This window comes from Paenarthrobacter sp. FR1 (assembly GCF_051106045.1).
In the GTDB taxonomy this organism is placed as follows: domain Bacteria; phylum Actinomycetota; class Actinomycetes; order Actinomycetales; family Micrococcaceae; genus Arthrobacter; species Arthrobacter nitroguajacolicus_A.
In genome coordinates this window covers 317,198-343,870 of sequence record NZ_JBPFSF010000001.1, presented here as the reverse complement: position 1 = coordinate 343,870, position 26,673 = coordinate 317,198, and the positions used below count along the sequence as shown (strand labels likewise).

Annotated in this window: 22 protein-coding genes and 2 tRNA genes; 17 read left to right on the top strand and 7 right to left on the bottom strand. The window is 62.8% G+C overall.

Going from position 1 to position 26,673, the window contains the following annotated elements:
- Nucleotides 1-80: 80 nt before the first annotated feature.
- From nudC to ACR30Z_RS01545, 3 genes are read left to right on the top strand one after another with little or no spacing between them, the layout of a single operon-like run.
- Nucleotides 81-1,067: an NAD(+) diphosphatase gene (gene nudC, locus ACR30Z_RS01555; RefSeq protein ID WP_434371036.1), complete on the top strand. Its 987-nt coding sequence runs from the start codon at nucleotides 81-83 to the stop codon at nucleotides 1,065-1,067.
- On the top strand, nucleotides 1,064-3,196 hold the full coding sequence (locus ACR30Z_RS01550; RefSeq protein WP_144650018.1) for an ATP-dependent DNA helicase UvrD2: 2,133 nt from the start codon (nucleotides 1,064-1,066) through the stop codon (nucleotides 3,194-3,196). Before nudC ends, ACR30Z_RS01550 begins: the two co-directional genes overlap by 4 nt.
- Nucleotides 3,196-3,822, top strand: a complete 627-nt coding sequence (locus ACR30Z_RS01545) for a M48 metallopeptidase family protein (protein WP_434371035.1) — start codon at nucleotides 3,196-3,198, stop codon at nucleotides 3,820-3,822. The genes ACR30Z_RS01550 and ACR30Z_RS01545 overlap by 1 nt, the downstream gene beginning before the upstream one ends.
- Nucleotides 3,823-3,879: 57 nt before the next feature.
- On the opposite strand, the gene ACR30Z_RS01540 is transcribed toward ACR30Z_RS01545, so the two are convergent.
- The gene (locus tag ACR30Z_RS01540; RefSeq protein WP_144650015.1) at nucleotides 3,880-5,307 is read right to left on the bottom strand and encodes a zinc-dependent metalloprotease; all 1,428 of its coding nucleotides are present in this window, start codon (nucleotides 5,305-5,307) and stop codon (nucleotides 3,880-3,882) included.
- A gap of 211 nt (nucleotides 5,308-5,518) precedes the next feature.
- Between ACR30Z_RS01540 and ACR30Z_RS01535 the strand changes: the two genes are divergently transcribed.
- From ACR30Z_RS01535 to ACR30Z_RS01515, 5 genes are all read left to right on the top strand, one after another.
- Nucleotides 5,519-6,655: a YlbL family protein gene (locus ACR30Z_RS01535; RefSeq protein WP_434371034.1), complete on the top strand. Its 1,137-nt coding sequence runs from the start codon at nucleotides 5,519-5,521 to the stop codon at nucleotides 6,653-6,655.
- 126 nt (nucleotides 6,656-6,781) lie between these two features.
- Nucleotides 6,782-9,778, top strand: a complete 2,997-nt coding sequence (locus ACR30Z_RS01530; RefSeq protein ID WP_144650011.1) for a UPF0182 family membrane protein — start codon at nucleotides 6,782-6,784, stop codon at nucleotides 9,776-9,778.
- 136 nt (nucleotides 9,779-9,914) lie between these two features.
- Nucleotides 9,915-9,988: transfer RNA gene (locus tag ACR30Z_RS01525), tRNA-Met, on the top strand.
- A 146-nt stretch (nucleotides 9,989-10,134) separates the two neighbouring features.
- Nucleotides 10,135-10,208: transfer RNA gene (locus ACR30Z_RS01520), tRNA-Met, on the top strand.
- Nucleotides 10,209-10,331: 123 nt separating this feature from the next.
- Nucleotides 10,332-11,123, top strand: a complete 792-nt coding sequence (locus ACR30Z_RS01515) for a GntR family transcriptional regulator (RefSeq protein ID WP_144650009.1) — start codon at nucleotides 10,332-10,334, stop codon at nucleotides 11,121-11,123.
- A 116-nt stretch (nucleotides 11,124-11,239) separates the two neighbouring features.
- On the opposite strand, the gene ACR30Z_RS01510 is transcribed toward ACR30Z_RS01515, so the two are convergent.
- Together ACR30Z_RS01510 and ACR30Z_RS01505 are read right to left on the bottom strand one after the other, a co-directional pair.
- A complete protein-coding gene (locus ACR30Z_RS01510; RefSeq protein ID WP_434371033.1) occupies nucleotides 11,240-12,028 on the bottom strand; it encodes a PspA/IM30 family protein in 789 nt (262 codons plus the stop codon).
- A gap of 99 nt (nucleotides 12,029-12,127) precedes the next feature.
- Entirely contained in the window at nucleotides 12,128-14,182 is a 2,055-nt protein-coding gene (locus ACR30Z_RS01505; RefSeq protein WP_434371032.1) for a TPM domain-containing protein, read from the bottom strand.
- A gap of 319 nt (nucleotides 14,183-14,501) precedes the next feature.
- On the opposite strand from ACR30Z_RS01505, the gene ACR30Z_RS01500 reads away from it, so the two are divergent.
- From ACR30Z_RS01500 to ACR30Z_RS01475, 6 genes are all read left to right on the top strand, one after another.
- Nucleotides 14,502-16,121 carry a trypsin-like peptidase domain-containing protein gene (locus tag ACR30Z_RS01500; protein WP_434371031.1) on the top strand — a complete coding sequence of 540 codons (1,620 nt, stop codon included), beginning with the start codon at nucleotides 14,502-14,504 and terminating at the stop codon, nucleotides 16,119-16,121.
- 232 nt (nucleotides 16,122-16,353) lie between these two features.
- Nucleotides 16,354-17,157 carry an electron transfer flavoprotein subunit beta/FixA family protein gene (locus ACR30Z_RS01495; protein WP_144650001.1) on the top strand — a complete coding sequence of 268 codons (804 nt, stop codon included), beginning with the start codon at nucleotides 16,354-16,356 and terminating at the stop codon, nucleotides 17,155-17,157.
- A 14-nt stretch (nucleotides 17,158-17,171) separates the two neighbouring features.
- Nucleotides 17,172-18,125 (top strand): electron transfer flavoprotein subunit alpha/FixB family protein, encoded by a 954-nt coding sequence (locus ACR30Z_RS01490; protein WP_434371030.1) that lies wholly within the window; start codon nucleotides 17,172-17,174, stop codon nucleotides 18,123-18,125.
- 5 nt (nucleotides 18,126-18,130) lie between these two features.
- Nucleotides 18,131-18,910, top strand: coding sequence for a PIG-L deacetylase family protein (locus ACR30Z_RS01485; RefSeq protein WP_434371029.1), 780 nt, complete (start codon nucleotides 18,131-18,133; stop codon nucleotides 18,908-18,910).
- Nucleotides 18,911-18,984: 74 nt separating this feature from the next.
- The gene (locus ACR30Z_RS01480) at nucleotides 18,985-19,530 is read left to right on the top strand and encodes a gluconokinase (protein WP_144649995.1); all 546 of its coding nucleotides are present in this window, start codon (nucleotides 18,985-18,987) and stop codon (nucleotides 19,528-19,530) included.
- Entirely contained in the window at nucleotides 19,527-20,930 is a 1,404-nt protein-coding gene (locus ACR30Z_RS01475; RefSeq protein ID WP_144649993.1) for a gluconate:H+ symporter, read from the top strand. Before ACR30Z_RS01480 ends, ACR30Z_RS01475 begins: the two co-directional genes overlap by 4 nt.
- Before the next feature lie 82 nt (nucleotides 20,931-21,012).
- On the opposite strand, the gene ACR30Z_RS01470 is transcribed toward ACR30Z_RS01475, so the two are convergent.
- The 4 genes from ACR30Z_RS01470 to ACR30Z_RS01455 form a co-directional block, all read right to left on the bottom strand.
- Nucleotides 21,013-21,846: an anti-sigma factor gene (locus ACR30Z_RS01470; RefSeq protein ID WP_434371028.1), complete on the bottom strand. Its 834-nt coding sequence runs from the start codon at nucleotides 21,844-21,846 to the stop codon at nucleotides 21,013-21,015.
- Between the two features lies 1 nt (nucleotide 21,847).
- A complete protein-coding gene (sigK, locus tag ACR30Z_RS01465) occupies nucleotides 21,848-22,453 on the bottom strand; it encodes an ECF RNA polymerase sigma factor SigK (protein WP_144650059.1) in 606 nt (201 codons plus the stop codon).
- A gap of 190 nt (nucleotides 22,454-22,643) precedes the next feature.
- The gene (locus tag ACR30Z_RS01460) at nucleotides 22,644-23,111 is read right to left on the bottom strand and encodes a tRNA (cytidine(34)-2'-O)-methyltransferase (RefSeq protein WP_144649989.1); all 468 of its coding nucleotides are present in this window, start codon (nucleotides 23,109-23,111) and stop codon (nucleotides 22,644-22,646) included.
- A 52-nt stretch (nucleotides 23,112-23,163) separates the two neighbouring features.
- Entirely contained in the window at nucleotides 23,164-24,108 is a 945-nt protein-coding gene (locus ACR30Z_RS01455) for a J domain-containing protein (RefSeq protein ID WP_434371027.1), read from the bottom strand.
- Between the two features lie 161 nt (nucleotides 24,109-24,269).
- Between ACR30Z_RS01455 and ACR30Z_RS01450 the strand changes: the two genes are divergently transcribed.
- The 3 genes from ACR30Z_RS01450 (at nucleotide 24,270) to ACR30Z_RS01440 (ending at nucleotide 26,672) form a co-directional block, all read left to right on the top strand.
- Entirely contained in the window at nucleotides 24,270-25,163 is an 894-nt protein-coding gene (locus ACR30Z_RS01450; protein ID WP_434371375.1) for a diacylglycerol/lipid kinase family protein, read from the top strand.
- Nucleotides 25,164-25,213: 50 nt separating this feature from the next.
- Nucleotides 25,214-25,891, top strand: coding sequence for a hypothetical protein (locus tag ACR30Z_RS01445; RefSeq protein ID WP_434371026.1), 678 nt, complete (start codon nucleotides 25,214-25,216; stop codon nucleotides 25,889-25,891).
- A 73-nt stretch (nucleotides 25,892-25,964) separates the two neighbouring features.
- Nucleotides 25,965-26,672: a helix-turn-helix transcriptional regulator gene (locus ACR30Z_RS01440; RefSeq protein WP_434371025.1), complete on the top strand. Its 708-nt coding sequence runs from the start codon at nucleotides 25,965-25,967 to the stop codon at nucleotides 26,670-26,672.
- The last annotated feature ends 1 nt before the right edge of the window (nucleotide 26,673 follow it).

Below are 26,673 nucleotides of genomic sequence, written 5' to 3'. Positions count from 1 at the left end.
GGACACCTACTCGGGGCGCGTCCACAGGGGGGGGGCTCCGTCAAATGTTTTTTGTCGGTACGAGTCAGTACGGTAGATACATGAGTTACACGGAGCCACCGGCGCTGGCCAATCACCTGATGGACACTGTTCTCCCAGTGCGCGCAGCCATGGTGGACCGCGGATCGGGCGTCCGCGTGAAGCCGGGGATGGTTGATGATCTCATCGCCTCCGGCACGGCGAGGGCCATGGTGATTTCCCAGCGCAAGGCGCTGGTGACTGCCGATGGGCTATGGTTCGGCGACGCCGCCCCGCTGTGGAACGCCCTCAAAAGTGGCGATGCCGGTGCTGCCGCCATCTATTTGGGAACAACCCTGACGTCTTCCTCCCTGCAGGAAGGCACCGCCGTTCTGCTTTTCACGGCTGCTGAACCAGTGGACCCGGGGACCGCAACGGTCCCTCTGGATGCCGAGTGGGCGGGCTTCCGGGAGGTCGCCGCCCGTCTTGACGCTACTGACACCGCCTTGTTTATCGAGGCCAGCGCAATCTCCAACTGGCACGCAACCCACACGCATTGTCCCCAGTGCGGGACTCCTACGGACATAGAGGCCGGGGGATGGGTGCGGCGCTGTCCCCAGGACAACTCGGAGCACTACCCACGTACGGACCCCGCCATCATTGTCACAGTGGTGGGACCTGATGGCCGACTCCTTCTTGGCGGCGGGGGACCCCTCGACGCCAAGAACTATTCCACGCTCGCGGGATTCGTCGAGCCCGGTGAATCGCTGGAACAGGCTGTCGTTCGTGAAATAGGGGAAGAAGTGGGTGTCCGTGTGACGGCCTGCCAGTATCTCGGTTCACAGTCCTGGCCGTTCCCCGCCTCGCTCATGCTGGGGTTCACGGCCACCACCGACGACGCCGTTGCACGCCCCGATGGCGTAGAGGTCACCCGCGCACGGTGGTTCAGCCGCGATGAGCTGCAGGCGGCCGTGCTGAGTGGCGAGATCACCATCTCCACGCGTTTGTCCATCGCGCGTTCATTGATTGAGCATTGGTACGGCGGCGTCATCGAAGACCTCCAGCCGTGACAGAAGACATTTTCGACGCCGGGGGCTCGCTTGAGGAGCGCATCCTCGGCGGTTTGGATGAAGAGCAGCGCGAAGTCGCCAGTACCTTGTCGGGCCCTCTATGCGTGCTCGCTGGAGCGGGAACGGGAAAAACCCGTGCCATCACCCACCGCATCGCCTATGGCGTTCACTCAGGCGTGTACAGTCCGCAACGGCTGCTGGCCGTGACGTTCACGGCCCGTGCTGCGGCCGAGATGCGGAGCAGGCTTCGCGATCTAGGCGTTGCCAATGTACAGGCCCGTACTTTCCATGCTGCGGCCCTGAGGCAGTTGCAGTTCTTCTGGCCCCAGGCCATCGGCGGTACGCTCCCAAGCCTTTTGGACCACAAAGCCAACATGATCGCTGAGGCCTCCCGCAGGCTTCGCCTCAGCACTGATCGTGCGTCCATCAGGGATCTGGCCGCAGAAATCGAGTGGGCCAAGGTGTCCATGCTCACCCCAGCGAACTATCTGGAGAATGCTCAGGGCCGTGGAACTCCCGGAGGATTCGACCTCACGGCGGTTTCCCGCGTGTTCCAGGCGTACGAGGACATCAAAACGGACCGCAACGTCATCGACTTCGAAGACGTCCTCCTGATCACGGTCGGCATCCTCCAGGAGGATCCGAAGGTGGCAGCAACCGTTCGTGAGCAATACCGCCATTTTGTGGTGGATGAGTACCAGGACGTTTCGCCCCTGCAACAAAGGCTCTTGGACCTCTGGCTCGGTGGTCGTGATGAACTGTGCGTGGTGGGCGATGCCAGCCAGACGATCTACTCTTTTACCGGCGCTTCGCCCAAGCACTTGTTGGGGTTCAAGGCACAGTTCCCCGCCGCCACCGTCGTCAAGCTCATCCGGGACTACCGGTCCACACCGCAAGTGGTGAAGTTGGCCAACGAACTCCTCGGTTCCCGGCGCAGCGGTGGCCCCGTGGCGGATGCCGCTTGGGCTCCGCCGCTCAAGCTGGTGGCGCAGCGTCCCACGGGTCCGGAACCGCGGTTCATGGAGTGCCCGGATGACGAAGCCGAAGCCGCCGTGGTGGCAGGCCGGATTCAGGAGCTGCTCAACGGTGGCGTCAAAGCCAGCGAGATCGCCATCCTCTTCCGCACCAATGGACAATCCGAGGCCTACGAACAAGCACTGGCCTCAGCAGGCATCGGATACCAACTCCGGGGAGGCGAACGGTTCTTCGCGCGCAAGGAAGTTCGGGATGCCATCCTCCAGCTGCGAGCCGCTACCCGGGCGGTGGCCGAGGGACCCCAGGAAGCATTGGGACAGATCGTGCGGGACATCGTCGCCTCCCTTGGGTACACCGAAGCTGCTCCGCACAGCGGGGGAGCGCTTCGCGAGCGGTGGGAATCGTTGGCGGCGCTGGTTGCCTTGGCCGACGAACTTGCCGTCAGCCGGGGCGAATCCTTCACGTTGGCCGAATTTGTCAACGAACTGCAGGAGCGTTCGGTCGCGCAACATGCCCCCACGGTCCAAGGGGTGACTCTCGCTTCGCTGCACGCGGCGAAGGGCTTGGAATGGGACGCCGTGTTCCTGGTGGGACTGAGCGAGGGCCTGATGCCGATTTCTTTCGCGGACACCCCTGAAGATGTTGATGAAGAACGCCGGTTGCTGTACGTCGGAATCACCAGGGCGCGGGAGCACTTGAATCTTTCATGGTCCACAGCCCGTACGCCTGGTGGCCGGGCCAACCGCAAACCGTCCCGCTTCCTCGACGGACTCCGTCCGGATTCCGTGGCGTCCGCAAACGCGCGCAGCAAGACAGGCCCCACACGTCGCAAAGCTGCCGCACCGGCGTCGTGCAGGGTCTGCGGAAGCATGCTGGGAAGCGGAGCCGAACGCAAAGTCGGTCGCTGCAACCAATGCCCGCCCACCTACGAGGAACAGACGTTTGATGCGCTGAGGCAGTGGCGTTTGGATGAGGCGAAGTCAGCCGACGTCCCGGCGTATGTGGTCTTCACGGACGCTACCCTTACGGCGATTGCCGAGGCCAAACCTTCGTCACTTGAGGAATTGGCCGTCTTGGCGGGAATCGGCCCGTCCAAGCTGGAACGTTACGGCGAAGCTGTCCTGGCTGTCCTTGCTGAGAGCTCTGAACTCTGATGGCGCGCCCACCGGCTGCCGACGCCGGCGTTCCGCAGGTCACCGATGACGGTACCCCTGTAGTCGTGCGGCGATCATCGCGACGCCGCAGGACTGTTGCTGCGTTCTGGGAAGACGGCAATGCAGTGGTGGCCATCCCGGCGAGCTTTACCAAGTCCCAGGAACGTGAATGGGTCCAGCGCATGCTGGCCAAACTGAAGAAGCAAGGTGAGCGGCGGAACGCCCAGGGCAGGCGCCGTCCGGCAACGGACCAAGTGCTTGCCGACCATGCCGCGCACCTTTCCCGGACCTACCTGGGCGGTCGCGCGGTCCCGACGTCGGTCCGCTGGGTTGGCAACCAAAACTCGCGGTGGGGTTCGGCCACTCCGGCGGACGGCACCATCCGGCTTTCGAACAAGCTTCAGCCCATGCCGCAATGGGTCATCGACTATGTGCTTGTTCACGAGCTTGCCCACCTGCTGGTAGCTGGGCATAACGCCGACTTCTGGAGACTTGTCGAGGCCTATCCTGAGACCCAGCGTGCCAAGGCGTTCCTGGAAGGAGTGGCTTTTGCGACGTCTCGGGGCCTCGCGCCGGAATCAGGGCGTGACAATCAACCAGAGTGCGCTGCGGAACTGACTGATTAACCCAGCAACGGCCGCCATGAAGGACGGCCGTTGCTGGAGGACAATTGCGGAACCTGCCTACTTGCTCGGCGAGTCCGGGTCGTTGTCGTCCGTTTCTTTCTCGTCGTCCCGGGAATCCGAAGTCTCAGCATCGTCGGTGGTGTCGTAACCGCCGCTGAGCAGCTTCTGCAGGGCGTCGTCAACTTCGCTGTCACTGGCCTCGGCCAGCCGTCGGCGTTCGGAGAAGCCCTTCGGGTCGTCAAGGTCCTCACCCGTTGGCAGCAAGTCCGGGTGGTGCCAAATCGCGTCGCGGCCGGCGATGCCACGCTCTTCCTTCAGCGTTGCCCACAGGGTGGCAGCCTCCCTGAGCCTGCGCGGACGCAGTTCCAGGCCGACGAGGGAAGAGAACGCATGCTCGGCCGGTCCGCCGGTCGCGCGGCGACGACGGACGGTTTCGCGCAGCGCTGTAGCGGATGGCAGCACCTTGTCGGTAGCTTCCGCGGTCAGTTCGTCCACCCAGCCCTCGACGAGCGCGAGTGCAGTCTCAAGCTTCTCCAGTGCTGCCGTCTGCACGGGAGTGCGTTCCGGCGTAAAGACTCCCTGGGACAGTGCTTCCTGAATTCCCTCGGGGTTGCTGGGGTCCAAGTCCCGGGCCAGGTCCTCTATACGGGACATGTCAATGTGGATGCCGCGGGCGTACGCCTCGATGGCCCCGAGCAGGTGGCCCCGCAGCCACGGGACCTGCACGAACAGCCGTGCGTGGGCGGCTTCGCGTACCGCAAGGAAGAGCCGTACGTCGTTCTCGGGGAGGCTGAGGCCTTCTCCGAATTTGGCGACGTTGGCGGGCAGCAGTGCCATCTCCAGATCTGCCAGAGGGACACCAATATCAGTTGAGCTGACCACCTCAGCCGAGAGAGCGCCGATTGCCTGCCCCAGTTGCATGCCAAAGATCGCGCCGCCCATGTTCTGCAGCATGGAGGAAGCGCCGCCCATCATGGACTTCATTTCCTCGGGCATTTGTTGGGTGAGGGCGTTGGACAGGGCATTGGCGATGCTGTTCGCCACCGGCTCGGTCAGCCGCTTCCATGTCCCCAAGGTGGCTTCCACCCACTCGGCCCTCGACCACGCGCGGCCGATCAGGCCGGTTGCCGAGAGATCGGTAACGGGGTCAAGCCAAAGTTCCGCGAGCCGAAGTGCTTCGTCAACTTCCTTGGCCTGCTGGGCATTGACCGAGGGATCGGTGCCGGCTGCTGCGACCCGGCGTGCATTCTCGTGAGCGAGTTGCCAGTTCACGGGCCCTTCGGAGGTGGAACTCATCATGGCCTGGACCTGGGCGAACATCTGCTGGAGCAGCTGGGGGTCGTTGGGCAGGCCTGCGGCCTTGGCCAGCTCGGCGGGATCGATGTTGCCCATGCCCTGGCCGCCCATCAGGTTCTGCAGCATTTCTGCCAGCGGGTCCTTGGGTGTGTCGTCGTCGTTGGACGGGTTGTTGGGGTTGGAAGTCATGGTGCCGCCGATCGTCGAACTGGCTGGTGATCTCTTTCACCGTACCGCGCGGCCGGAGGGCTGTCTGCCCGGAAGCGGCGCCGTTCGCTGTAGGCAAAGCAGCCTCGCAGCGCAGGACCGCGTAGTGTTGATGTTTGGTATGTGCCGCTGCCGCCCTTCGGCGGGATGAGCCATGGAACCGGTCAAGCAACGCCGGCATAGAGAGGCCTCAATGCTTACTTCACCCAGCCCCGAGGGCTCACTGGACCCGCGTCAAACGCCCGACGCCGATCCCTCCTCCGTGCCGCCGGCGCCTCCCCGGGACAGCCGCTACATGATCATGGTGATTTCGGGGCTGCTGGCCTTGGGCCTCGGCATAGGCGCAGCGGCATTGCCTGTTCCCTACGTTGTTGAGTCAGCGGGACCCACCTTCAATACCTTGGGTAAGGACGGCGACAAGCCGGTGATCACCATCACCGGCCAGGAGTCTTTTCCGGCCAACGGCAACCTCGACCTCACTACCGTCGTGATGACCGGTGGCCCAAAGAGTCCTGCCACGATCTTCGATATTTTTCGCGCATGGTTGGACCCTTCCAAGGCCATCTACCCCGAGGAACTGATCTATCCCAAGGGCACCACGGCTGAACAAACGGTGCAACAGGGCGAAATTGCCATGGAAACCTCGCAGGAGAATGCCGTCGCCGCAGCTTTGCGGCAGCTGGACATCCCCTTTGAGCAGCGGCTGACCGTTGCGGGCTTGTCCGATCCATCGCCGTCAGCCGGGAAGATCCAGGAAGGCGACCGCCTGACGTCCATCAATGGCAAGCCCGTCACGTCCATGAGCGTGATCCAGGCGGAATTGGCAGCGGGGGCCGGTGCCCCGGCCGTCGTCGTTGTGGACAGGGACGGTGCCGCCGTGACGGAAACGGTGACGCCCACCAAGAACCAGGCGGACCGTTACGTCCTGGGTGTTCTTCTCGCCAGCGATTTCACCTTCCCGTTCGATGTCCGCATCTCCTTGGAGAACGTGGGCGGACCGAGCGCTGGAATGATGTTCGCCTTGGGAATCGTGGACAACCTCGAACCGGGGGACCTTACTGGCGGTAAACACGTCGCTGGTACAGGCACTATCACTGCAGATGGAGCCGTGGGACCTATCGGCGGTATTGCCCAAAAGATGATCGGGGCCCGGCAGCACGGGGCCAGCATGTTCCTTGCTCCGGCTGCCAATTGTGCGGATGTAGTGGGCCATGTCCCGGACGGGTTGCAGGTTGTCAAAGTGGAAACGCTGGCCGACGCCACTGCCGCCGTGGAGCGGCTCGGGTCCGGACAGGACACGACTGGCCTTCCCACCTGCACAAACAACTAGACTGGCGAAGGAACTTAGCTTTACTGCCACTCGTGGCATATATGACGGCCTCCGCCATGTCCCAGCGGCAGAGAATGTCAACCACTCGCACACCGACTGTTCACTGACACCAATGAGGTACAGAGTTTGTCCCGTCCCGCCAGCTCCAACCCGCCCGGAAGATCACCGCTGAGACGAGGTGCCCTGACGCCGACGCTCATTGTCGTTGCAGTGGCTGTCGTCGGGTTCATTTTCTTCGCCAATGTGTGGACTGACGTCCTCTGGTACCAGCAGCTCGGCTTTTTCGAAGTTTATATCCGCGAAAACCTCGCCAGGATCATTACCTTCCTGATCGGTTTCGCCATGATGTTCGCGGCCGTGTTCTTTGCCATCAGGATCGCCTACCGCTCCCGGCCCGTCTACGCGCCTGATGCGGAGTCCCGCGACAACCTCAACCGCTACCAGGCACAGCTTGAGCCAGTTCGCCGGGTGGTTATGGTCGGCCTGCCGATCCTGTTCGGGCTTTTTGCCGGCAGCGCTGCAGCCAGTCAATGGCAGAAGGCACTCTTGTTCTTCAACCAAGAGCCGTTCGGCCAGACGGACCCGCTGTTCAACCTCGACATCAGCTTCTACCTGATGTCCCTGCCGTTCCTGGGATTCGTCACCGGATTCCTGATCAGCATCGCGGTTGTAGCCGGTATCGCAGGCATCCTGACCCACTACCTTTACGGCAGTATCCGCCTCATGGAGCGTGGCATCTTCACCAGCCGCGCAGCCCAGATCCACATCGCTGTCACCGGCGCTGTCTTCCTGGTCCTGCTGGGCATCAACTTCTGGCTGGACAGGTACACCACGGTGCAGAGCAATTCCGGCCGCTGGGCCGGTGCGCTCTACACGGATGTCAACGCCGTTGTGCCTACCAAGGCCATCCTCGCCGTGGCGGCCGGCCTCGTGGCAATCCTGTTCATCATCGCTGCGATCATTGGCCGCTGGCGTTTGCCGGTCATTGGTACCGCGATGCTGGTCATTACGGCCATCCTTGCCGGTGGCGTCTACCCGTGGGTTATCCAGCAGTTCCAGGTGCGGCCCTCGGAAAACACCTTGGAGAAGGAGTTCATCGACCGCAATATCAAGATGACGCGGGCGGCTTACGGGCTGGATCAGATCGACGTATCGGCCTACAACGCCACTACTACGGCTACAACAGGGGCCTTGGCCGCGGACGCGCAGACCACCGCCAATATCCGCCTCCTCGATCCGAACCTCATCTCCTCGGCGTTCGCCCAGCTGGAGCAGTACCGCCCTTACTACCAGTTCCCGCAAACGTTGAATGTTGATCGATACATGGTGGATGGCAAAGTCCAGGACACCGTGATCGCCGTTCGCGAACTGAATCCGGATGGCTTGAGCGCCAACCAGCAGACGTGGGTGAACAGGCACATTGTCTACACCCACGGCTACGGTGTGGTTGCTGCCAAGGGCAACAAGTTCACCGCTGACGGTAAACCCGAATTCCTGCAATCAGGTATTCCCTCCAACGGCGTCCTCGGCAATGACACGACGTATGAGCCGCGAATCTACTTCGGTGAGAACTCTCCCGAGTACTCCATTGTGGGCGCACCCGACGGCGCTCCTAACCGTGAGCAGGACCGGCCCGCAGGGCGGGAAGGTGGCGGCGAAACCCAGTACACCTTCAGTGGCAACGGCGGACCTAACGTTGGCAATTGGCTCAACCGCATCCTTTACTCCATCAAGTTCCAGTCCTCGGACCTGTTGCTGTCAGATGGCGTGAACGCAGAATCCCAGATTCTGTATGAACGTAATCCACGGGAACGTGTGGAGAAGCTGGCTCCCTACCTGACTGTTGACGGCAATGCGTACCCTGCAGTCGTTGACGGCCGCGTGAAGTGGATTGTTGACGGCTACACCACCAGCCAGTACTTCCCGTACTCCCAGCCGCAGCAGTTGCAGAACGCCACTGCTGACTCACAGACGAGCGCAGGCCGCACTGTCGCCCTGCCGAACAGTTCGGTGAACTACATCCGTAACTCGGTCAAGGCCACGGTGGATGCCTACGATGGTTCGGTCAACCTGTACGCGTGGGATGACCAGGACCCCATCCTGAAGGCCTGGCAGAAGGTTTTCCCGACTGTCATCAAGCCGTACTCGGAAATGTCGGGCGACCTCATGAGCCACGTCCGTTACCCGGAGGATCTCTTCAAGGTTCAGCGCGAACTTCTGGGCCGCTACCATGTGACGGATCCTGACAGCTTCTACCAGAACAACGACGCATGGAGCGTTCCCAACGATCCCACTGTCTCCGAGGCTGTCAAGCAACCTCCGTTCTACATGTCGCTGCAGATGCCGGACCAGGAAAAGCCAGCCTTCCAGCTGACATCGTCGTTCATTCCGCAGACGGTCAACGGCAGCGCGAGGAACATTCTTTACGGGTTCCTGGCTGCGGACTCCGACGCCGGTAACGTCAAGGGAGTCAAGGGGGAGAGCTACGGAAAACTTAGGCTCCTGGAGCTCCCAACAGATACTCAGGTCCCCGGGCCGGGACAGGCACAGAACAAGTTCAACTCGGACCCCACCGTTTCCCAGGCCCTTAACCTCCTGCGGCAGGGCGCATCCGATGTCTTGAACGGAAACCTGTTGACCTTGCCGGTCGGCGGTGGCTTGCTCTACGTACAGCCTGTCTACTTGAAGTCCACGGGTGAGACGTCGTACCCAACGCTTCAGCGTGTGCTCGTGGCCTTCGGTGACAAGATCGGCTTTGCACCCACGTTGGACGAAGCACTCGACCAGTTGTTCGGTGGCAACTCCGGCGCAACAGCCGGCGATGCTGACAACAATGGCCAAACGCCCGCCACGCCCCCTGGTACTACTGCACCTCCCGCTGGCCCGACCGACGCCAAGGCTGACCTGAAGGCAGCGCTCGACGAGGCCAACAAGGCGATCCAGGATGGCCAGGCTGCTTTGGCAAAGGGCGACTTTGCCACGTACGGTGCCCAGCAGGCCAAGCTGTCCGAGGCCCTGAAGAAGGCACTCGACGCGGAAACCCGCCTGGGTGCAACACCAGCTCCAACCGCGACGCCGGGGACTACTCCCAGCGCGACGCCGTCGCCTTCGCCGAGCAGCTGATAGCCGCAGGCGATTGAAGGGCCGGTACCCGCTCCCGTTGGAGCAGGTGCCGGCCCTTTGCACTTGGGGGGGAGATGCACATCACGTAGCCAGGATTTGGTCTGACATTCACCGGACGGTAGTGTTGTTCTTGCGACGCGGGGTGGAGCAGTTCGGTAGCTCGCTGGGCTCATAACCCAGAGGTCACAGGTTCAAATCCTGTCCCCGCAACTGGAGAAAAAGGTCCGGATCAGTCAAGGCTGATCCGGACCTTTTGTTTTGCCCACAGTGAATTTTCCGTGAAAAGTGATCTGTGGCACCATTGCGGGCAGATGGTCAAAAGCACCCTTTCGGGTGCGGTAGAGTTGTTCTTGCGACGCGGGGTGGAGCAGTTCGGTAGCTCGCTGGGCTCATAACCCAGAGGTCACAGGTTCAAATCCTGTCCCCGCAACTGGAGAGAAGATCCGGATCAGTCAACACTGATCCGGATCTTCTGTTTAACCAGGTGCCGCTGCTGCCGGTGCTAGCATCGAACCCGGATTTGCTGCGGCAAGGGAATGGATGGAACAGCCCAATGGTCAATGACGACTACAAAGACGACTTGGGTCACCTCGCCCTCCAGCGCGACAGCCCGGTTGCCGTGTACCAGCAGGTGGCTGACTTTCTCACAGACCAGGTCAGCCGTTTGGAGCCAGGCTCGCGAATACCCACGGAAGAGTCGTTGATGGACGACTACGGCATTAGCCGCACCACCGTCCGGAAAGCCATTGAAACGTTGGTGGTGAAGGGCTTGCTGGTCCGTAGGCAGGGCAAAGGAACGTTCGTCATGGCCCAGCGTCCCGTAAAGATGCTGAATCGCTTGGCCCCCTTCATGGAGACATTCACTGCGGCGGGAATGAAGACGGTCAAAGGTCTCATCGAGTACAAGTGGATGGAGAAGGACTCGTCAGTTCCGGCCAAGCTGGTTTCTGACGACAACCTGGTCCTGGTGATCCGCCGGTCATATTCCAGTGCAGGCTGGCCCTACGCCATAGCGGAGATTTTCATTCCCTCACATATCGGCCGCCACATCAGCTTGGCCGATGCTGAACGGAACTCCATCTATCAGGTCATCCAGGACAGGACGTCGAAGCCTCTGCAGCGGGCCGAAATCACTGTCACCATGCACGCGCCACCAGAGCATCTCGCCGACGCCCTGAACGTCCGTGGGTTCGCCATGGTGCCGCGCCTGGAGCGGACGACCTTGGGACCGCATGGCGAGGTCTTGGAGTGCACCGTGACGTACTTCCACCCGAAGGGGTTTGAGATTCGCGCCGAAGTGGCAACTGATGCGAGTCCTGGCCACGAATTACCGCCAGGCTCCTGAAGCTGGCCGACGGGGCCTCACCGGAAGGTCAACACCACAAAAAGGGGCCGGATCCTTTTCAGGATCCGGCCCCTTTTGGGTTAGCGGCAGGTCACGGCAAACGGTCTGACCAGCGACTACAGCTTGTCGAAGTCGGCTTCGTCAACCGTTGCGCCACTGGACGTGGGAGCACCTGCGCCGATGGCGGGCTTGGAACCGCCCGATTTGAGTGCTGCGAGGCGCGCCTCAATTTCGGTCTGCTCACCAAGATCTTCCAACTGGTTGAACTGGGCGTCCAGGCTGGAGCTGGCGAGCTCCTGCTGGCCAAGCACCTTTGCCTCTTCGCGGCGGATCTTCTCTTCGAAGCGACCCACTTCGCTGGTGGGATCCATGATGTCGATGCTCTTGAGGGCATCGTGCACCTGGGACTGCGCAGCTGCGGTCTTGGAGCGGGCCACGAGCTCGTTGCGCTTGGCAGTGAGCTGGTTGAGCTTGTTCTTCATCTGATCAAGGCCAGTCTTGAGCTTGTCCACAACTTCCGTCTGGGACGCGATGCTCGGCTCTGCGGAGCGTGCTTCGGACTCGGCCGTCATCTGGCGCTGGATGGCTACCTTGGCAAGGTTGTCGAACTTCTGGGCATCAACGGTATCGCCGGCATTCCGGTACTCGTCGGCCTTCCTTGACGCTGCGAGGGCCTTGTTGCCCCAGTCCTGGGCGTTCTTGATGTCCTCGTTGTAGTCAGCCTGCAGCATCCGGAGATTGCCGATGGTCTGGGCTACGGCGGACTCTGCCTCGGCAATGTTGTTCGTGTAGTCGCGGACCATCTGGTCCAGCATCTTCTGCGGGTCCTCAGCCTGGTCCAGCAAGGCGTTGATGTTTGCCTTGGCGAGCTGAGAGATCCGACCGAAAATGGACTGCTTAACCATGGTGTTGCCTTTCGTCCTGCTCAGTGGTGCCCACTGAAATCAGTGATCAGTTGTTGTACCGCTTCTACACGGGGCATAGACCCCGCCTAGTCTGTCTGGCTAGAAGTCGCCTCCGCCGCCGCCGTCGCCACCCCAGCCACCGCCGTCGAAACCGCCACCGGAATCGCCGCCGCCGCCGAAGAAGCCACCGTCGCCGCCGCCGTCATTGCCTCCGCCGCCCCAGCCGCCTCCGCCGCCGTTCAGGATGGAGTTGATCAGGATGCCGCCCAGGATGGCGCCGCCGAGGCCGCCACCTCCGCCGCCCCCGCCGAACATGCCGCCGCGGCCGTAGCCTTGGTCGGCGTAACCGAACTGGTCCACGTCGGATTGCGCGAGTTGCGCGGCCTGCGCAGCAAGCGAGTGCGCCTGCTGGGCGTAGGTCAGGGCAGTTACGGGGTCATTACGTGAGATGGACAGCGCATAATCGAGGTTGCGCTGAGCCTCTGCCAACCTGGTCCGGGCCTCCGTACCGACGCCGCCGCGTCGGGCCGTGATGTAGTCCGAGGTTGCACTGATTTGCGCTTGGGCCGCCATGATGGTTTGCTGCAGCGACGCCTGGGCACGGCGGGCCTGTTCCTGCTGGTCGCGGATACCGGACAACGATTGGTCCAGGGCCTGATGCGCTGATTCGACGCGGCTGAGGGTGGCGATGGGGTCGATCTTGCCACCCTGGATTTCGGTTTTCACCTGGGCCAGAGCGGCTTCGACGCCGGCCACAGGTCCGGCGAGTTCAGGGTGTTCGCCCGACTGGATCATTGCCCTGGCCTGTGCCAGGTCCTGGCTGGTCTCTGCTACGGCACCCTCCAAGGACGCGCGGGCCTCATCGAGGCTTCCGGCCGTCTTGGAGATGGCATCGATCAACACGTTGGTCTGGTGCAGGCTTTCCTCCGCGGCACGGACGGCCACGGCGGCCAGGCTGTTCTCCCCACCTGCCAGCTTCTCCTGGGCTGCGGCAACCGCGTTCTGCACGAAAGCCAGACGCTCCTTTGCCTGGAGGATGTTGTCGGAGACCTGCGCCAAGGCAGAGTCGGCGTACTTGGCACGCAAACCTTCGAGCGATTGTTCAGCGCTGGCGATCTTGGCGTCCGCCTCCTTGGCTCCAGTGGTCACTGCTGCCAAAGCCTGGGGGGCATTTTTCTCCAGTTCCCGCAGGGAGTCGAAGTCGGCCTTCTGATCACGCAGGGATGCCAAGGCGGCCTCGGAGCGGCGGATGATTTCGCCGAGCCAGCTCCGCTGCTGCTCTTCCGTGTCAGGAATGTGGTCGTCAAGCTGCTGCTGAAGCTTGAAGGACTCGGTCATGTGGCCCTTGGCTTCTTCCAAAGCCTTGGTGAAGTTGCCGATTGCGGAGTCACCGTACTGCGCCTGTGCAAAGCCGAGTTCCTGCTCGCTGGACTTGATGGCGTCGTCCGCCTCGATCAACAGGGAGCCGCTCTTCTGCCGAAGTTCCGGGATGGTCAATCCTGCCAGCGGATCAAGCTGCTCACCCTGGGGGCCATAGCTGGCGCTGACAGCCTTGGTGCCCTTCTTCCGGCGGTTGCGCAGGTAGAGGTAGGTTCCAGCGCCGCCGGCGGCTACTACACCAACCCCTACGAGTACACCGACACCAGCATTTCCGTTGGGTACGGTTCCGCTGCCTCCGCCTGCGGCATCGCCGATGGCAGCTGCTGCGTCGATGACAGCCTGGGCATAATTACCGGCGCGCAGTTGGGGGTCGATGGCCTTGCTGGTGATCGTGTCCCGTTGTGCGTTGGTGATTTTGCTGTTGGCGGGCTTGCTCAGCTGGTACTGGCGCGTATCCGTTGCCACGGCAAGAACAAGCGCGTTCGGCCCGAGCTGCGCCTTTTTTGCCACTTCTTCGGTCCACTGAACCCGATCAGTGGGATTTTCGAACCGCTTGACGAATACGGCATGCAAAGTCATCGCGTGGTCCGTGCCGAGCTTTTGGATGGCCTCCTGGACTTTGGCCTTATCGCCGCCGAGCACTCCGGCGGAGTCCACGATCTTGGTGGTGGGATCCAGCGTTACCGGGCTCTCAGCCCAAGCCGCGCTGGCCGGGAAGGCCAGCAGTCCAGCCACGCCAATGACAGCGAGTACGCGTTTAAATATTGACCGCATGTGCAACCCTTCAGCACGTCTGCGACTGGAACAAGGCGTACCAATCGTCACAGAATGCTCAGCGCCCCCACGCATGGTGTAAAGCCGCAGGTCGCTGTGGCAATTCCTCTTGATTCTATGGTGCACCCCATGGCCCGTCCACAGGGGTGAATATGCCACCAGCGAAATATAGGAGAGAGCAGGATTGTTGAGCCGTTGAGGGTTATTCCAGCGACAGCGCCAGGGGCACTGCATCTTTCAGGAAGCTCCCAGCAAACGTCCGCTTTTGTTCCAGTAAATGGGTACATAGTTGTGGAAGACGAGGACGAAAGGAAGACCCATGACGGAGAACCCAGCGCAGGGCACCGCACCAGAGAACCGCGAGCCACGCGAACCATCTGAGCAGCGGGAAACCACTGGCCAGCATGATGATGCCACCGCCACCCAGCAGCCTGCCTGGACTTCAGGGCAAGACGAGACTTCAGGGCATCACCCAGAGGCTCACAATGCGCCTCAGCCGACGACTCCCTTGCCGGCTTTCCAGCCCCCGGCCGAGCAGCCGAGGCAGCCGCAGTACTACGGCGGCCCGCAGCAGCAGGATCCGGCGCAGCGCCCCAACTACCCCCAGCACCAGCCGTTCTATGGTGGAGGCCATAACCCCGCTGCCAACAACGCAGGTCCGCAGTTCCACAACGCCCAGCATCAGCAGGGCCCGGGTATGCAGCCCGGGCCGGGGCACTCGACTGCGGTGGCGACCAAGCGCAAGCCGGCTTTCGGCGTCGGGACGCTTGTGGCCAGCATGCTTGCGGCAGGCCTGATCGGCGGCGGCGTCGTGGCAGGCAGCAATGCGTTGTGGGACAACCCCGCCCCTGCCGCGTCAACGGGCGGACAGTCCAGCACGGTCATCGTCAACAACAAGGACGATGTCAATGTCATCACCGCAGCGGCAGCCAAGGCCTCGCCCAGCGTGGTGACCATCAAGGCAACCAGTGGAAGCGAAGGCGGCACCGGGTCCGGCATCATTCTTGACGACCAAGGCCACATCCTTACCAACACCCACGTGGTCACGTTGGATGGCGCCACGGCAAACGCCGCGATCGAGGTACGCACCAGCGACGGCAAGGTCCTCAAAGCCACCGTTGTGGGCACTGACCCGCTTTCCGACCTCGCTGTCATCAAGGTCAGCGATGCGTCGGGTCTGGTTCCGGCCACCTTGGGTGATTCCTCCAAAATCAATGTAGGGGACACCGCCGTCGCGATTGGTTCGCCGCTGGGCCTTACTGGCACGGTGACGGACGGTATTGTCTCCACGCTCAACCGGACCATCAGTGTCGCGTCGTCAGCTGTGCCGGAGGGTACTCCCGACGAGAGCCAGGGCGGAGACGAAGGCTTCCAGTTCGCGCCGCCAAACGGCGGCCAGAGCCAGCGGACTGCCAACGAGGGTTCCATCGCCATCAACGTCATCCAGACCGACGCGGCCATCAACCCGGGCAACTCCGGTGGCGCATTGGTCAACAGCAAGGGTGAGGTCATCGGTGTCAACGTTGCGATCGCATCGGCTGGCAGCGGTACGTCCGATTCCTCGGCCGGCAACATCGGTGTGGGCTTCAGCGTCCCGATCAACCACGCCAAGCGTGTGGCTCAGGAAATCATTGATACCGGCAAGGCAAGCCACGGACAGTTCGGTGTTTCGGTCCGTTCGAAGTCGTCCACGGGAAGCGATTCCGGCTTCTCCGTCGGCGCCGAGGTCGCTTCGGTGACCTCCGGCTCGGCTGCCGCGAAAGCGGGCCTCAAGGTAGGCGATGTGGTGACCAAGTTTGGTGACTACACCGTTAGCGACCCCAACCAGTTGACCGCAGCCGTCCGCGAACAACCGGCCGGCGCCAAGGTCAAGGTGACCATCCAGCGAGGTGGCCAGTCGCAGGAGGTCGAGGTAACCCTCGACTCCGCGCAACAGTAGGCAGCAAGACATCAAACAACGACGGCGGGCTGCACCTCCCAGGTGCGGCCCGCCGTCGAGCCGTTCCCGGCGGCGCGGGGGCAACTGAAACAGGGGTTAACGCTGGGAGTGGTTTTCTGCGGACAATATGCTTAGCTAGGACGAGCCCACGCGCTGGGCAATTCACGGCCACGCTGTTGCGGTTGGCCGTCCACAAGCATGGAAGGCTGCTTCGAAGACAGTGGAAGAGACATTGAAGATTGTCGTTCTGGTCAAGCACGTCCCGGACGCGCAGTTCGACCGGCACATTACTGGTCCTGCCAACACAACAGACCGCGATGAGAGCATCTTGTCCGAACTGGACGAGTACGCCCTGGAGGCAGCTCTCCAATTGGCGGAAGAACGCGGTGGACCGAAGGCGGGCAATGAGGTCATTGCCTTGAGCATGGGCCCGTCCGGGGCGGTCAACGCCGTCAAGAAGTCGCTCCAGATCGGCGCCTATTCCGGTGTCCACCTCAGCGATGACGCTCTGGCGGGTTCGGATGCCGCGGCTACCTCGTTGGCTCTCGCTGCAGCGATCCGCCACCTTGCGGCCGATGGGCGCCCGGTAGACCTGATCCTGACGGGCATGGCATCCACCGACGGTGAGACGTCGCTGGTCCCGGCCCAGCTCGCCGAGCGCTTGTCGCTCCCGCAGGTGACCTTTGCTTCCAGCCTTGAGGTCGCGGGAGGTCAGGTGACTGCCCGCCGCGATGCCGGCCACTTCTCGGAAACTGTGGAAGCGCAGCTGCCTGCGGTCGTCTCAGTCACCGACCAGATCAACGAGCCGCGTTACCCCAACTTCAAGGGCATCCTGGCCGCCAAGAAAAAGAAGATTGCCTCGCTGTCACTGGCCGATATCGGCGTGGACGCCTCGCAGGTCGGCTTGGCGGGCTCCTGGACGGTCGTGGAGTCTGCTGATGCCCGCCCGCCGCGCACAGCGGGCACCATCATCACCGACGAAGGCGACGCCGGCATCAAGCTGGTCGACTTCCTTGCCGCACAGAAGCTGCTCTAAAGGGGACTCCAATCATGGCAAATGCACTTGTTTTCATTGACAACCCGGGAGCTTCGCTCAAGAAGAGCAGCCTTGAGCTCCTGACCATCGCCCGCTCGCTCGGGGAGACCGCCGTCGCGATCACCGGCGAGTTGAACGACGACGTCGCATCCACCTTGGGTGCCTACGGTGCCACGACGGTCTTCCAACCGTCGGTGGACGACCTCGACCAGTATCTGGTTGGTCCAAAGGCCGCCTACCTGGCGGCGGCTGTGGCAGCTTCCGGTGCCACGGCCGTCCTGCTCGACAACTCGCCTGAGGGCAAGGAAATCGCGGGCAGGCTCGGCATCAAGCTGAACGCGGGTGTGATCACGGACGTTGTCGGCGTGGAGGCCGATGGCACGGCCCACAAATCGGTTCTTGCCGGCTCCTACAACACCACGGCGAAGGCCAACACTCCGGTAACGGTTCTCTCCGTCAAGGCCAACAACGTTGAGCCTGCACCTGCTGGTGCCGGGGCTGCTCCGGCAACCGCCACGGTGGACGTTCCGACCGACGCGGCAGCGAACTCCGCCCGCATCGCCGCGAGGACCGAGAAGCCCGTGAGCGGCCGTCCTGACCTCAGCGACGCCAGGATCGTCGTGGCCGGTGGGCGTGGCGTCGATGGCGATTTTGGGCCTGTTGAGGAGCTTGCTGACGCCCTGGGCGCAGCTGTTGGTGCCTCCCGGGCCGCAACTGATGCCGGCTGGATCGGACACGACGCCCAGGTCGGCCAGACGGGTGTCACGGTTTCCCCGCAGTTGTACATCTCGGCGGGTATTTCCGGAGCCATCCAGCAGAAAGCCGGTATGCAGACCTCCAAGGTCATCGTGGCCATCAACAAGGATGCCGAGTCGCCGGTGTTTGAAATCGCCGACTACGGCATCATCGGCGACCTCTTCAAGGTTCTCCCGCAGGCCACCGCGGAAATCAAGAAGCGGAAAGGCTGATCCCTTTGCCAACTGACGTACCGTCAGCGAAGAGCCCGTTCGACGCCTCCACGGAGCGCGTTGAGCGGGTGCTTTGTTTTACTGCCCATCCCGACGACATCGACTTCGGGGCTGCGGGGACCATCGCAGCCTGGACGGCAGCAGGAGTCCAGGTCAGCTATTGCATCATGACCGACGGCGACGCCGGCGGCTTTGATCCCGTGGACCGGGAACGGATCATCGAACTGCGGGTAGAGGAACAAGAGCGGGCAGCGGCCCTGGTGGGTGTCACGGACATCCACTATCTTCACGAGCGCGACGGGTACCTCGAACCGACGCACGGCGTCATCAAGCAGGTGGTGAAGCTGATCCGTGAAATCAGGCCCGACATCGTGCTGACGATGCACCCGGAACGGAACTGGGACCGCCTCCAGAAGAGTCACCCGGACCATCTCGCGGCGGGCGAGGCGGTGACTCGGGCTGTCTATCCTGCCGTGGAGAACCCCTTCGCCTACCCGGAACTGGCTGAAGCCGGTCTTGATGCCTTCAAGCTGCCGTGGCTGTGGTTTATCTCCAGCCCCGAGTCACGGGAGAACCACTTTGTGGATGTTTCCGGGCATGTCGACGCCAAGCTCCAAGCCATCCGGGTCCACGCAAGCCAACACCCCGATATCGAGGGCATGGAACGGGTGGTCAGGGCCATGATGCTTGGCAATGGGGAGCGCGCGGGCCTTCCCGCCGGAGCGAGCGCAGAGTACTTCCATGTAGTGGCCGTCAACGGATCCACCACGATCGCCGGCTTCTGACGTTGCCGTGGTGTAACCCGTGTCATATGCTTGATCTCGGTTAAATCATATTTATTCGAGGAAGGCAGACTTTGATGGCGAAGACTGCGCAACAACCCGTACTGGTGATTATGGGAGTCTCCGGTTCTGGGAAATCGACCGTAGCCGGCGTTCTGGCCGGCAAGCTGGGCTGGGACCTCGCCGAGGGCGACGACCTCCACCCGGAGGCGAATGTGGCCAAGATGCACTCGGGGCAGGCCCTCAGTGATGAGGACCGCTGGCCGTGGCTGAACATCATCTCGGAGTGGATCCGGGAGCGTGCTGATGCTGGAGTGCCGGCCATCATTACGTGCTCGGCCCTGAAAAAGAAGTACCGTGACGTGCTCCGGGGCGAAGGCGTCGTGTTCGTCTTCCTGCAGGGAAGCAAGGACAAGATTTCCGACCGTCTCGCTTCCCGGCATGGACACTTCATGCCGCCATCGCTCCTGGAATCGCAGTTCGATGCGCTCGAGGAACCCACGGAGGACGAGAACTACATCTCGCTGTGCGTTTCGGCGTCACCTGCCGAAGAAGCAGACGAGGTCATTGAACGCCTTGATCTCCGCCCCGTTGGCGCAGGCACCGAAACGACCACCCCGTGAGGGCGCTGGAAACCGCGACGCAAGTGCAGGAATGGACCGCGCACGACACCCAACTGCTTGTGGTGGCGGCGCTGGGCATCGCCCTGATTGTGGTTCTGATCGCCAAGCTCAAGCTTCATCCGTTCCTGGCCCTCGTCCTGGGTTCCGCCTTCGTTGGCCTGGCGTCCGGTGTTGAACTGGGCAAGGTCATCACCAACTTCGAAGACGGCGTGGGAGGCGTCCTTAAGGAGGTCGGCCTGCTGATTGCCCTCGGGGCGATGCTGGGGAAGTTGCTGGCCGACTCCGGCGGAGCCAACCGGGTGGTGGACACCTTGCTGGCGAAAGCCAGCGGGAACAAGCTCGTCTGGATGATCACGCTCGTCGCCGTGATCATCGGGTTGCCGATGTTCTTCGAAATCGGACTGGTGCTGCTGCTTCCCGTGATCGTCCTGGTGACCCAGAGATCCAAGATGAAGCTGATGCGAATCGCCATCCCGGCCTTGGCAGGACTGTCCGTACTGCACGGGCTTGTGCCTCCGCACCCGGGTCCGCTCATTGCCATCAGCGCAGTGAAGGCCGAACTCGGAACCACCCTTGGCCTGGGTATCCTCGTCGCGATTCCCACGGTCATCATCTGTGGCCCGCTGTTCTCGAGGCTGGCTGCCCGGTGGGTCCCTGTTGACGCACCAGCAGTAGCAGGTGGCATCGACACCCAGCACGCGGCAGACCTTAGCGAGGTCAAGCGTCAGCCGTCGTTCCTGGTGACCCTGCTGACCATCATCTTCCCCGTCGTCCTGATGCTGTTGAAAGCTCTGGGCGGGATCATCTGGCCGAACCCCGAGACGGCACCCGCGATCCGGATCTTCTTCGACTTCGTCGGCCAGCCCCTGGTGGCCATGACGCTGGCGGTACTCCTGGCCATCGTGACCTTCGGCTACGCCGTGGGCTTCACCGGTAGCAGGATCACGGCCAAGCTGGGTGAAAGCCTGGGGCCGATTGCGGCGATCCTCCTCATTGTGGGCGCCGGTGGCGGTTTCAAGCAGACCCTGATCGGCGCAGGCGTGGGCGACGCCGTCAAGAAGTGGGCCGAGGGCGCCAATATGTCCGTCCTGGTGCTCGGCTTCATTGTGGCAGTGGCCCTCCGGCTTGCCACCGGTTCAGCCACCGTCGCCACAGTCACGGCGGCGGGCATTGTGGCGCCTCTGGCCAGCAGCCTGAGCCCCACGCACGCAGCACTGCTGGCCCTGGCCATCGGGGCCGGCTCGCTGTTCCTGTCCCACGTCAACGACGCCGGGTTCTGGTTGGTTAAGGAACTCTTCGGCCTGACTGTGGGTCAGACATTCAAGACGTGGTCCGTCATGGAAACCCTGATCTCCGTGGTGGGCTTCGGATTCGTGATGCTTCTGTCGCTCGTGTTGTAGCTGCCGGAAATTACCAATAAATATCGACGGCGGCCGTCCCCCTAAGGTGGGACGGCCGCCGTCGAGCTTAAAGCCTTGTTCATCAAGCGTTCAGTGCCACCACCAGGACCGGTGGCGTGGTCGGGGCGGTGGATCCACCGGTGGGTTCCACCGTGATGGCCACCGACGACGCAGAGGACAGGCCCTTGACGACTGCCGGCTTGGAGAGCGTCTGGGCGTCCATGGTGCCCTGCGGGACCGGTGCGGAGCCGTCCTTGGGCAGCGTCCACAGCTGGTAGACCTTGCCATCCGGCGCGGGAGCCACGCCATCCATCAAGACGACGAAGGAGTCCTTGGCCGACGACGCTGAGATGGTGGCCGTTCCGCCACCAGGAACTGCCGCGGACTGTTTCTGGACGTCTTGGGCCTGCAGCACCTGGTTGACGGGATCGTTCTGTGCAGAGACGTACGCACCCACACCGATTCCACCGAGCGCAATGACGGCCGCGGCTGCTGCCCCAACGATCCACCGACGCGCACCACCGGTGCGTTGACGCTCCTCGCGCTTCGCCCTGGCGGCTGCGAGATCGTCGACGGCGGGGGCTGCTGCCGCGGGGGCTACCGGCTCCGCGTCTGTTTGGGCCACCGCATCCTTGGTGATGCGGTCCATGATGTTGTCGAAGAGGGCCGCAGGCGGTTCCTCTTCGGGGGCAAAACTGACAGCCAAGGTCTCGCGCGCTTGGCGCACCCTCTCAAGAAACTCCGGGCCCTCGGGGGCGTCCTTGATGTAGTCGTCGATCATGGCCCGTTCGTCGTCGCTGACGGCGTCCAAGGCATAGATCTCCGCCAGCTCGAGGACGCGGCCCTCGGCGAGGTCTGTTGGGATGTCGTTGGCAAACATTCTGCGGATAAAGCCTCCACCAGTGGTTTCACTCATATCAACCCACCCCCAGGCAGGTCTTCAGGCGTAAGAGTCCATCGCGGATGCGGGACTTGATGGTCGGCACGGCGGCACCGAGGTGCTCAGCGACCTCGCGATAGGTCAGTCCGCCATAGTAGGCGAGGCGAACCGACTCGCGCTGGGTATCCGTCAGCGTACCGAGGCACCGGCTGACGGCTTCAGCCTCAAGGTTGCTGTCGGCCTCATCCGCGACGAGATCCCTGTCCGGGTCCTGGCTTGCTGCACCATACTTGGCTTCGCGGTCCGTGGCGGCCTGCACGGCACGCACACGGTCGATGGCGCGGCGATGGGCAATGGTCATAAGCCACGCCAGGGGGCTCCCTGCGGCGCGATCAAACTTGGCTGCTCCTTGCCACACCTGGATGAAGACTTCCTGGGTGGCGTCCTCGCTGAGGTCAGGGTCTATGAGGACGCGCCGGGCCATGCCAAAGACGCGCCGGGAGGTCAGACGGTAGAACTCGGCGAATGCTTGCTGATCGCCTGCTGCCACGAGCTCGAGCAAACCAGCCAGCTGCGAATTCAGGTCAGTAGCGGTGCCTGTGGCTTCGAAGACCGGGGGGCCGGGATTGTTGGGGGTGTCCATCACCGTCCAGCATATGTCGTCCCGTTTGAAACCGGCAGCACGACAGGCTTGGAACGCATGCGCGGCGGTGCGGCGGCTTGGTGCCATCACCCGGGTCTGCAGCGCGGTCACGTAGGCTCCCTCAATGAATGTCCCAGCCAGGGTCTGTCCCTGCATAAGGTATTCGGTGCTGAGACGCCGTTGGATGGGACTACATCTTGGCGCCCGCGAATCCGTTCTGCCGCCAGGCCTCGAACACGGCGATTGAGGCAGCATTGGCCAGGTTGAGGGATCGAAGCGACGGCTTCATGGGAAGGCGCACGCGTGCGGTGACGTGTGGGTCCTGCTTGAGCCAGTCAGGGAGGCCTACCGATTCCGGGCCGAACATCAGGACATCGCCTTCGCGGTAGCTGATGTCCGTGTAGGAGGTTTCGCCGTCTGAGGTGTAGGCGAAGACACGTTCGGGCTGCAGGGCCGTCCACGCGGCATCGATGTCCTTATGGACCGTGACCACCGCGAGATCGTGGTAGTCCAGGCCGGCACGGCGCAGTTTGGCATCGGAAAAATCGAAACCGAGGGGCTCCACCAGATGGAGCTCTGCTCCCGTGATGGCGGCCAGACGAATGGCATTGCCCGTATTGCCCGGGATTTCTGGGGTGTGGAAGAGGATGCGGAACACTGTCCCATCTTAGTCAGCCCGTGGCAGCGGGCCCGCCGCCTGCAGGCCGGACCTAGTGCATTCCGCGAAGCAGTCGCGCCAGGACCGGGACCACCACGGTGTTTGGCGCCGGACCCGAGCTGAGGAATTGCTTGAGTCCCCGGACCAGTCCCGCACCATTGACTACCTCGACGGTGGTGAGGCTGGACTGGCTTTTGCCGTAGTGGTCGATGACCGGTTCATGGAGGTTGCCGTCGGGACCATGCAGCACCACCCAGCCGGTGACGTTGAGTTCGGGGAAGAGGTCCTGCATGTGGCGGACGATATGCGCCAATTGTGGGGGAGCGACCGAACGGCCGCCATGGCGCAGGGAATGGCCGTCCCAGGCGTACGCACCCTTGGGCAGCAGCATGGAGCCGACCAACGCCAAACGGTAGCCGGACAGGACCGCATGGTCGATGTGGTTGTTGTCCGATGGCGAGCGCAGCCCATTGATCAGGCGGGCAGCGGGAATCGCGGGAAGGACCTGCCGGGTGATGAGCTGGACGGTGCGCATTTCGCGTTGGATGCGGGCTTCGGCGCCGAAGATGCCCCGCTTGCGGGGGAGTCCGTGGACTTGCTGGGCTGCTTCCGCAGCAGTGATGAGGGGGACCTCGTTGGGATCGTCAAAAGCCGGTACGTAGACCGGGGGATCGCCTGCCGTATTGCGCTGGGCCTGGGGTCGTTTGACGTTGGTGGTGGCGGAGGGGCCCGGTGCCGGCGTGCCCGAATAGTCGCCTGGCCGTGCCTGGGTGCGGCCTGAGGTTCCGCTTGCGTACCTGCGATCGTATTCGGCCCTTCGCTGCGGGTCGATCAGGGTTTCATACGCGAGGGTTACCCGCCGGAACGTCTCCGCTTCACCGCCGTGGTCGGGGTGGGCCTTCCGGGCAGCCTTACGGTAGGCGACTTTGATCTCTTTGTCCGTGGCTGTGACGGACACTCGGAGAACCTGATAGTGCGAACTGCTGCCCTCGGCCAAGCATGGGCCCTTCTCTAAAATTTCGGTCCGCTCCGGGAAAGCGCGGTACAGGCAAGTTTATCCAGCCACTATGTGAACGTTGGCACCATGGCTGCTGGTTCCCGGCTGGCATAATTCGGGCTGTGAATCCTCCGGAACCCGTGCACCCCACCAACCCTCCGATGAGGATCGCCTTAGCCATCAACCCCGCGGCTGCCTTCGGCCGCACCAGCAATGCCGGGCACCAAGCCGCAGGCCACTTCCGCGACGCCGGGTGGGACGTCGTCGTCCTTGAGGCGGATGGCTATGACGCCTTGAGGCGGCTTGTTAACGAGACCTTTGCCACCGGAGCCAAGGTTGATGCGTTGGTGGTGGTGGGCGGCGACGGAATGGTTCATTTGGGCGTCAACGCGCTCGCGGGTTTGGACACACCCCTCGGCATTGTTCCCAGTGGGACGGGCAACGACGTCGCCAGGCTGTTGGAGGTGCCACTGAAGGACACCGCCGCCGCCTGCCGCCAAATCATGGCCGCCTTGGAGGCGGGTGGACGCACAATGGACCTCGGCCGGGTGAGTGCGGCTGGCACCAGTACCTACTTTGCCGGCGTCCTCTCTGCCGGGTTTGATGCCGCCGTCAACGAACGCGCCAACAGGTGGCGCTGGCCGCGGGGGAAGAGCCGCTACAACCTGGCGATGTTGAGGGAGCTCGGCTCGTTTCGGCCCATCGAGTACACCGTGACAGCGGACGAGGAGACGTGGCGGCAGCCTGCGCTGCTGATTTCTGTGGCAAATGGCCAGTCCATCGGCGGCGGCATGAGGATCACTCCGGATGCTTTGCCCGACGACGGGTGGCTGGACCTGTTCGTGGTCAAGCCGTTGTCCAGGATCCGCTTTCTCGCGGTGTTTCCCACAGTGTTTGCCGGAAAGCACACTACCCACCCTGCAGTGGAGATCAGGCGCGTCCGGAACGTGCGGCTGGAAGCAGCGGGCGTGGTTGCCTATGCTGACGGCGAGCGCATCGCTGAGCTGCCGGTCGTGGTCGACATTGTTCCGGGTGGCCTCAGGGTTCTTGCCTAGGCGGATAGACTCGATCGCGTCAGAAGGCGGCAGCAAACAGGCAAGGAGCAATGGTGGCGGGCAACGTTCGACGACGCTTGGCTGGGTTTGCGGCCATGGGAACCGCAGGCGTCGTACTCGCTGCGTGCAGCGTTAATGTTCCGGACCCTGCGGCACCGAAACCTTCGCCGTCGGCATCCACCCTCGCGACGCCGACCATCACCCCGGGGCATGACGCGGCTGCCGTGGCGGCGAAGGACTTGCCGCTGTCAGCTGGAGGAACGCTGGCTCCGGGGGAGCCGGTGACGGTGTCCACCAGGTTGGAGGAAGTGCCGGGTTGGTCTTTGGTCCACTCCGCACTGCAAGGCGAGGTCCGGTACAAGAAGACGGACGGGTGCACCTTCGCTGCCCGGGTGAGCGTGAACCAGGAGCCGCTGGTTGTTACGGGCGATGATGTCGCTTCCACCAAGGAACTTTTCCATTACCTCGACGCGGGCATCGCGCTGGAAAACCTGAAGCCTTCCTCGCTGCGCTGGGGACAGGAAGCCAACCAGCCGCAACACAGCGTTGAGGTTCTGGGCCTGGTGTCCTCTGCTGCGTCAGGCGGCAACGCCGCTGTCGTCTTGGCCAGATTATTCAGCGCGCCGGCATCCTCTGTGTACGTCTCGGTGGCTTGCCCGGATGACGTCGCCCTGGCCAAGGCCCGCACTGAGGTGGAGGCCCAGCTTGTAGTGGTCCCCCCAAGCTAGACCAGTGCGGGATCGGTGGCCTGGCGGCCTGTGATTAAGCAAAGGGTCTTGTTTTTAGAGATACCCTTGCTCCATGAGCGCATTGGGTCCTGCCTGGCTCCAAAGACTCGCGGCAGTCGCTTCACTGCATGACGCCCACCGCAGGGCGCTGTTCACCTACGTCCGCGGTGCTGATGATGCTGTAGGGCGCGATGAAGCTGCCCTTGCGTTGTGTATGCCTCGCAGTACTGCGTCCTTCCATCTTGACCGGCTTGCACGGGACGGCCTATTGCAGGTTGAGTTCAGGAAATCGACGAAAAAGGCGGCGGGGCCGGGTTCAGGTCGTCCTGCCAAGCTCTACAAGCCGGCCCTGGACGAAGTAGGAGTATCGGTCCCCGCGCGCCATTATGATCTCGCAGGCGATCTCATGGCCACAGCCATCCTGCGATCGTCTGCGGGAGGGGTTCCCGTAGTGGAGGCGTTGCTGCAGGTTGCGGAGTCCAAGGGGCGGGACGCGGGACGTCCCGGCGACCTCATGGGCGCCTTGGCTGACCTCGGTTACGAGCCCTTGCCGGATTCCGCCGGGGGATACCGCCTGATCAACTGTCCTTTCCGCCGGTTGTCGCGGGATCACGCAGAAGTCGTCTGCTCCATGAACGGCGCGTTCCTGAGGGGAGCGGCGGAAGCATCCGGACTGGACCCGTCCGTTGTCGTCCCTCATGCGTCCACTGGGCATTGCTGCGCACGTATTGCCGCTGTGGGGGACGGGCCTCAGTCCTGGGCCTCGGCGTCGGTAGAATAAC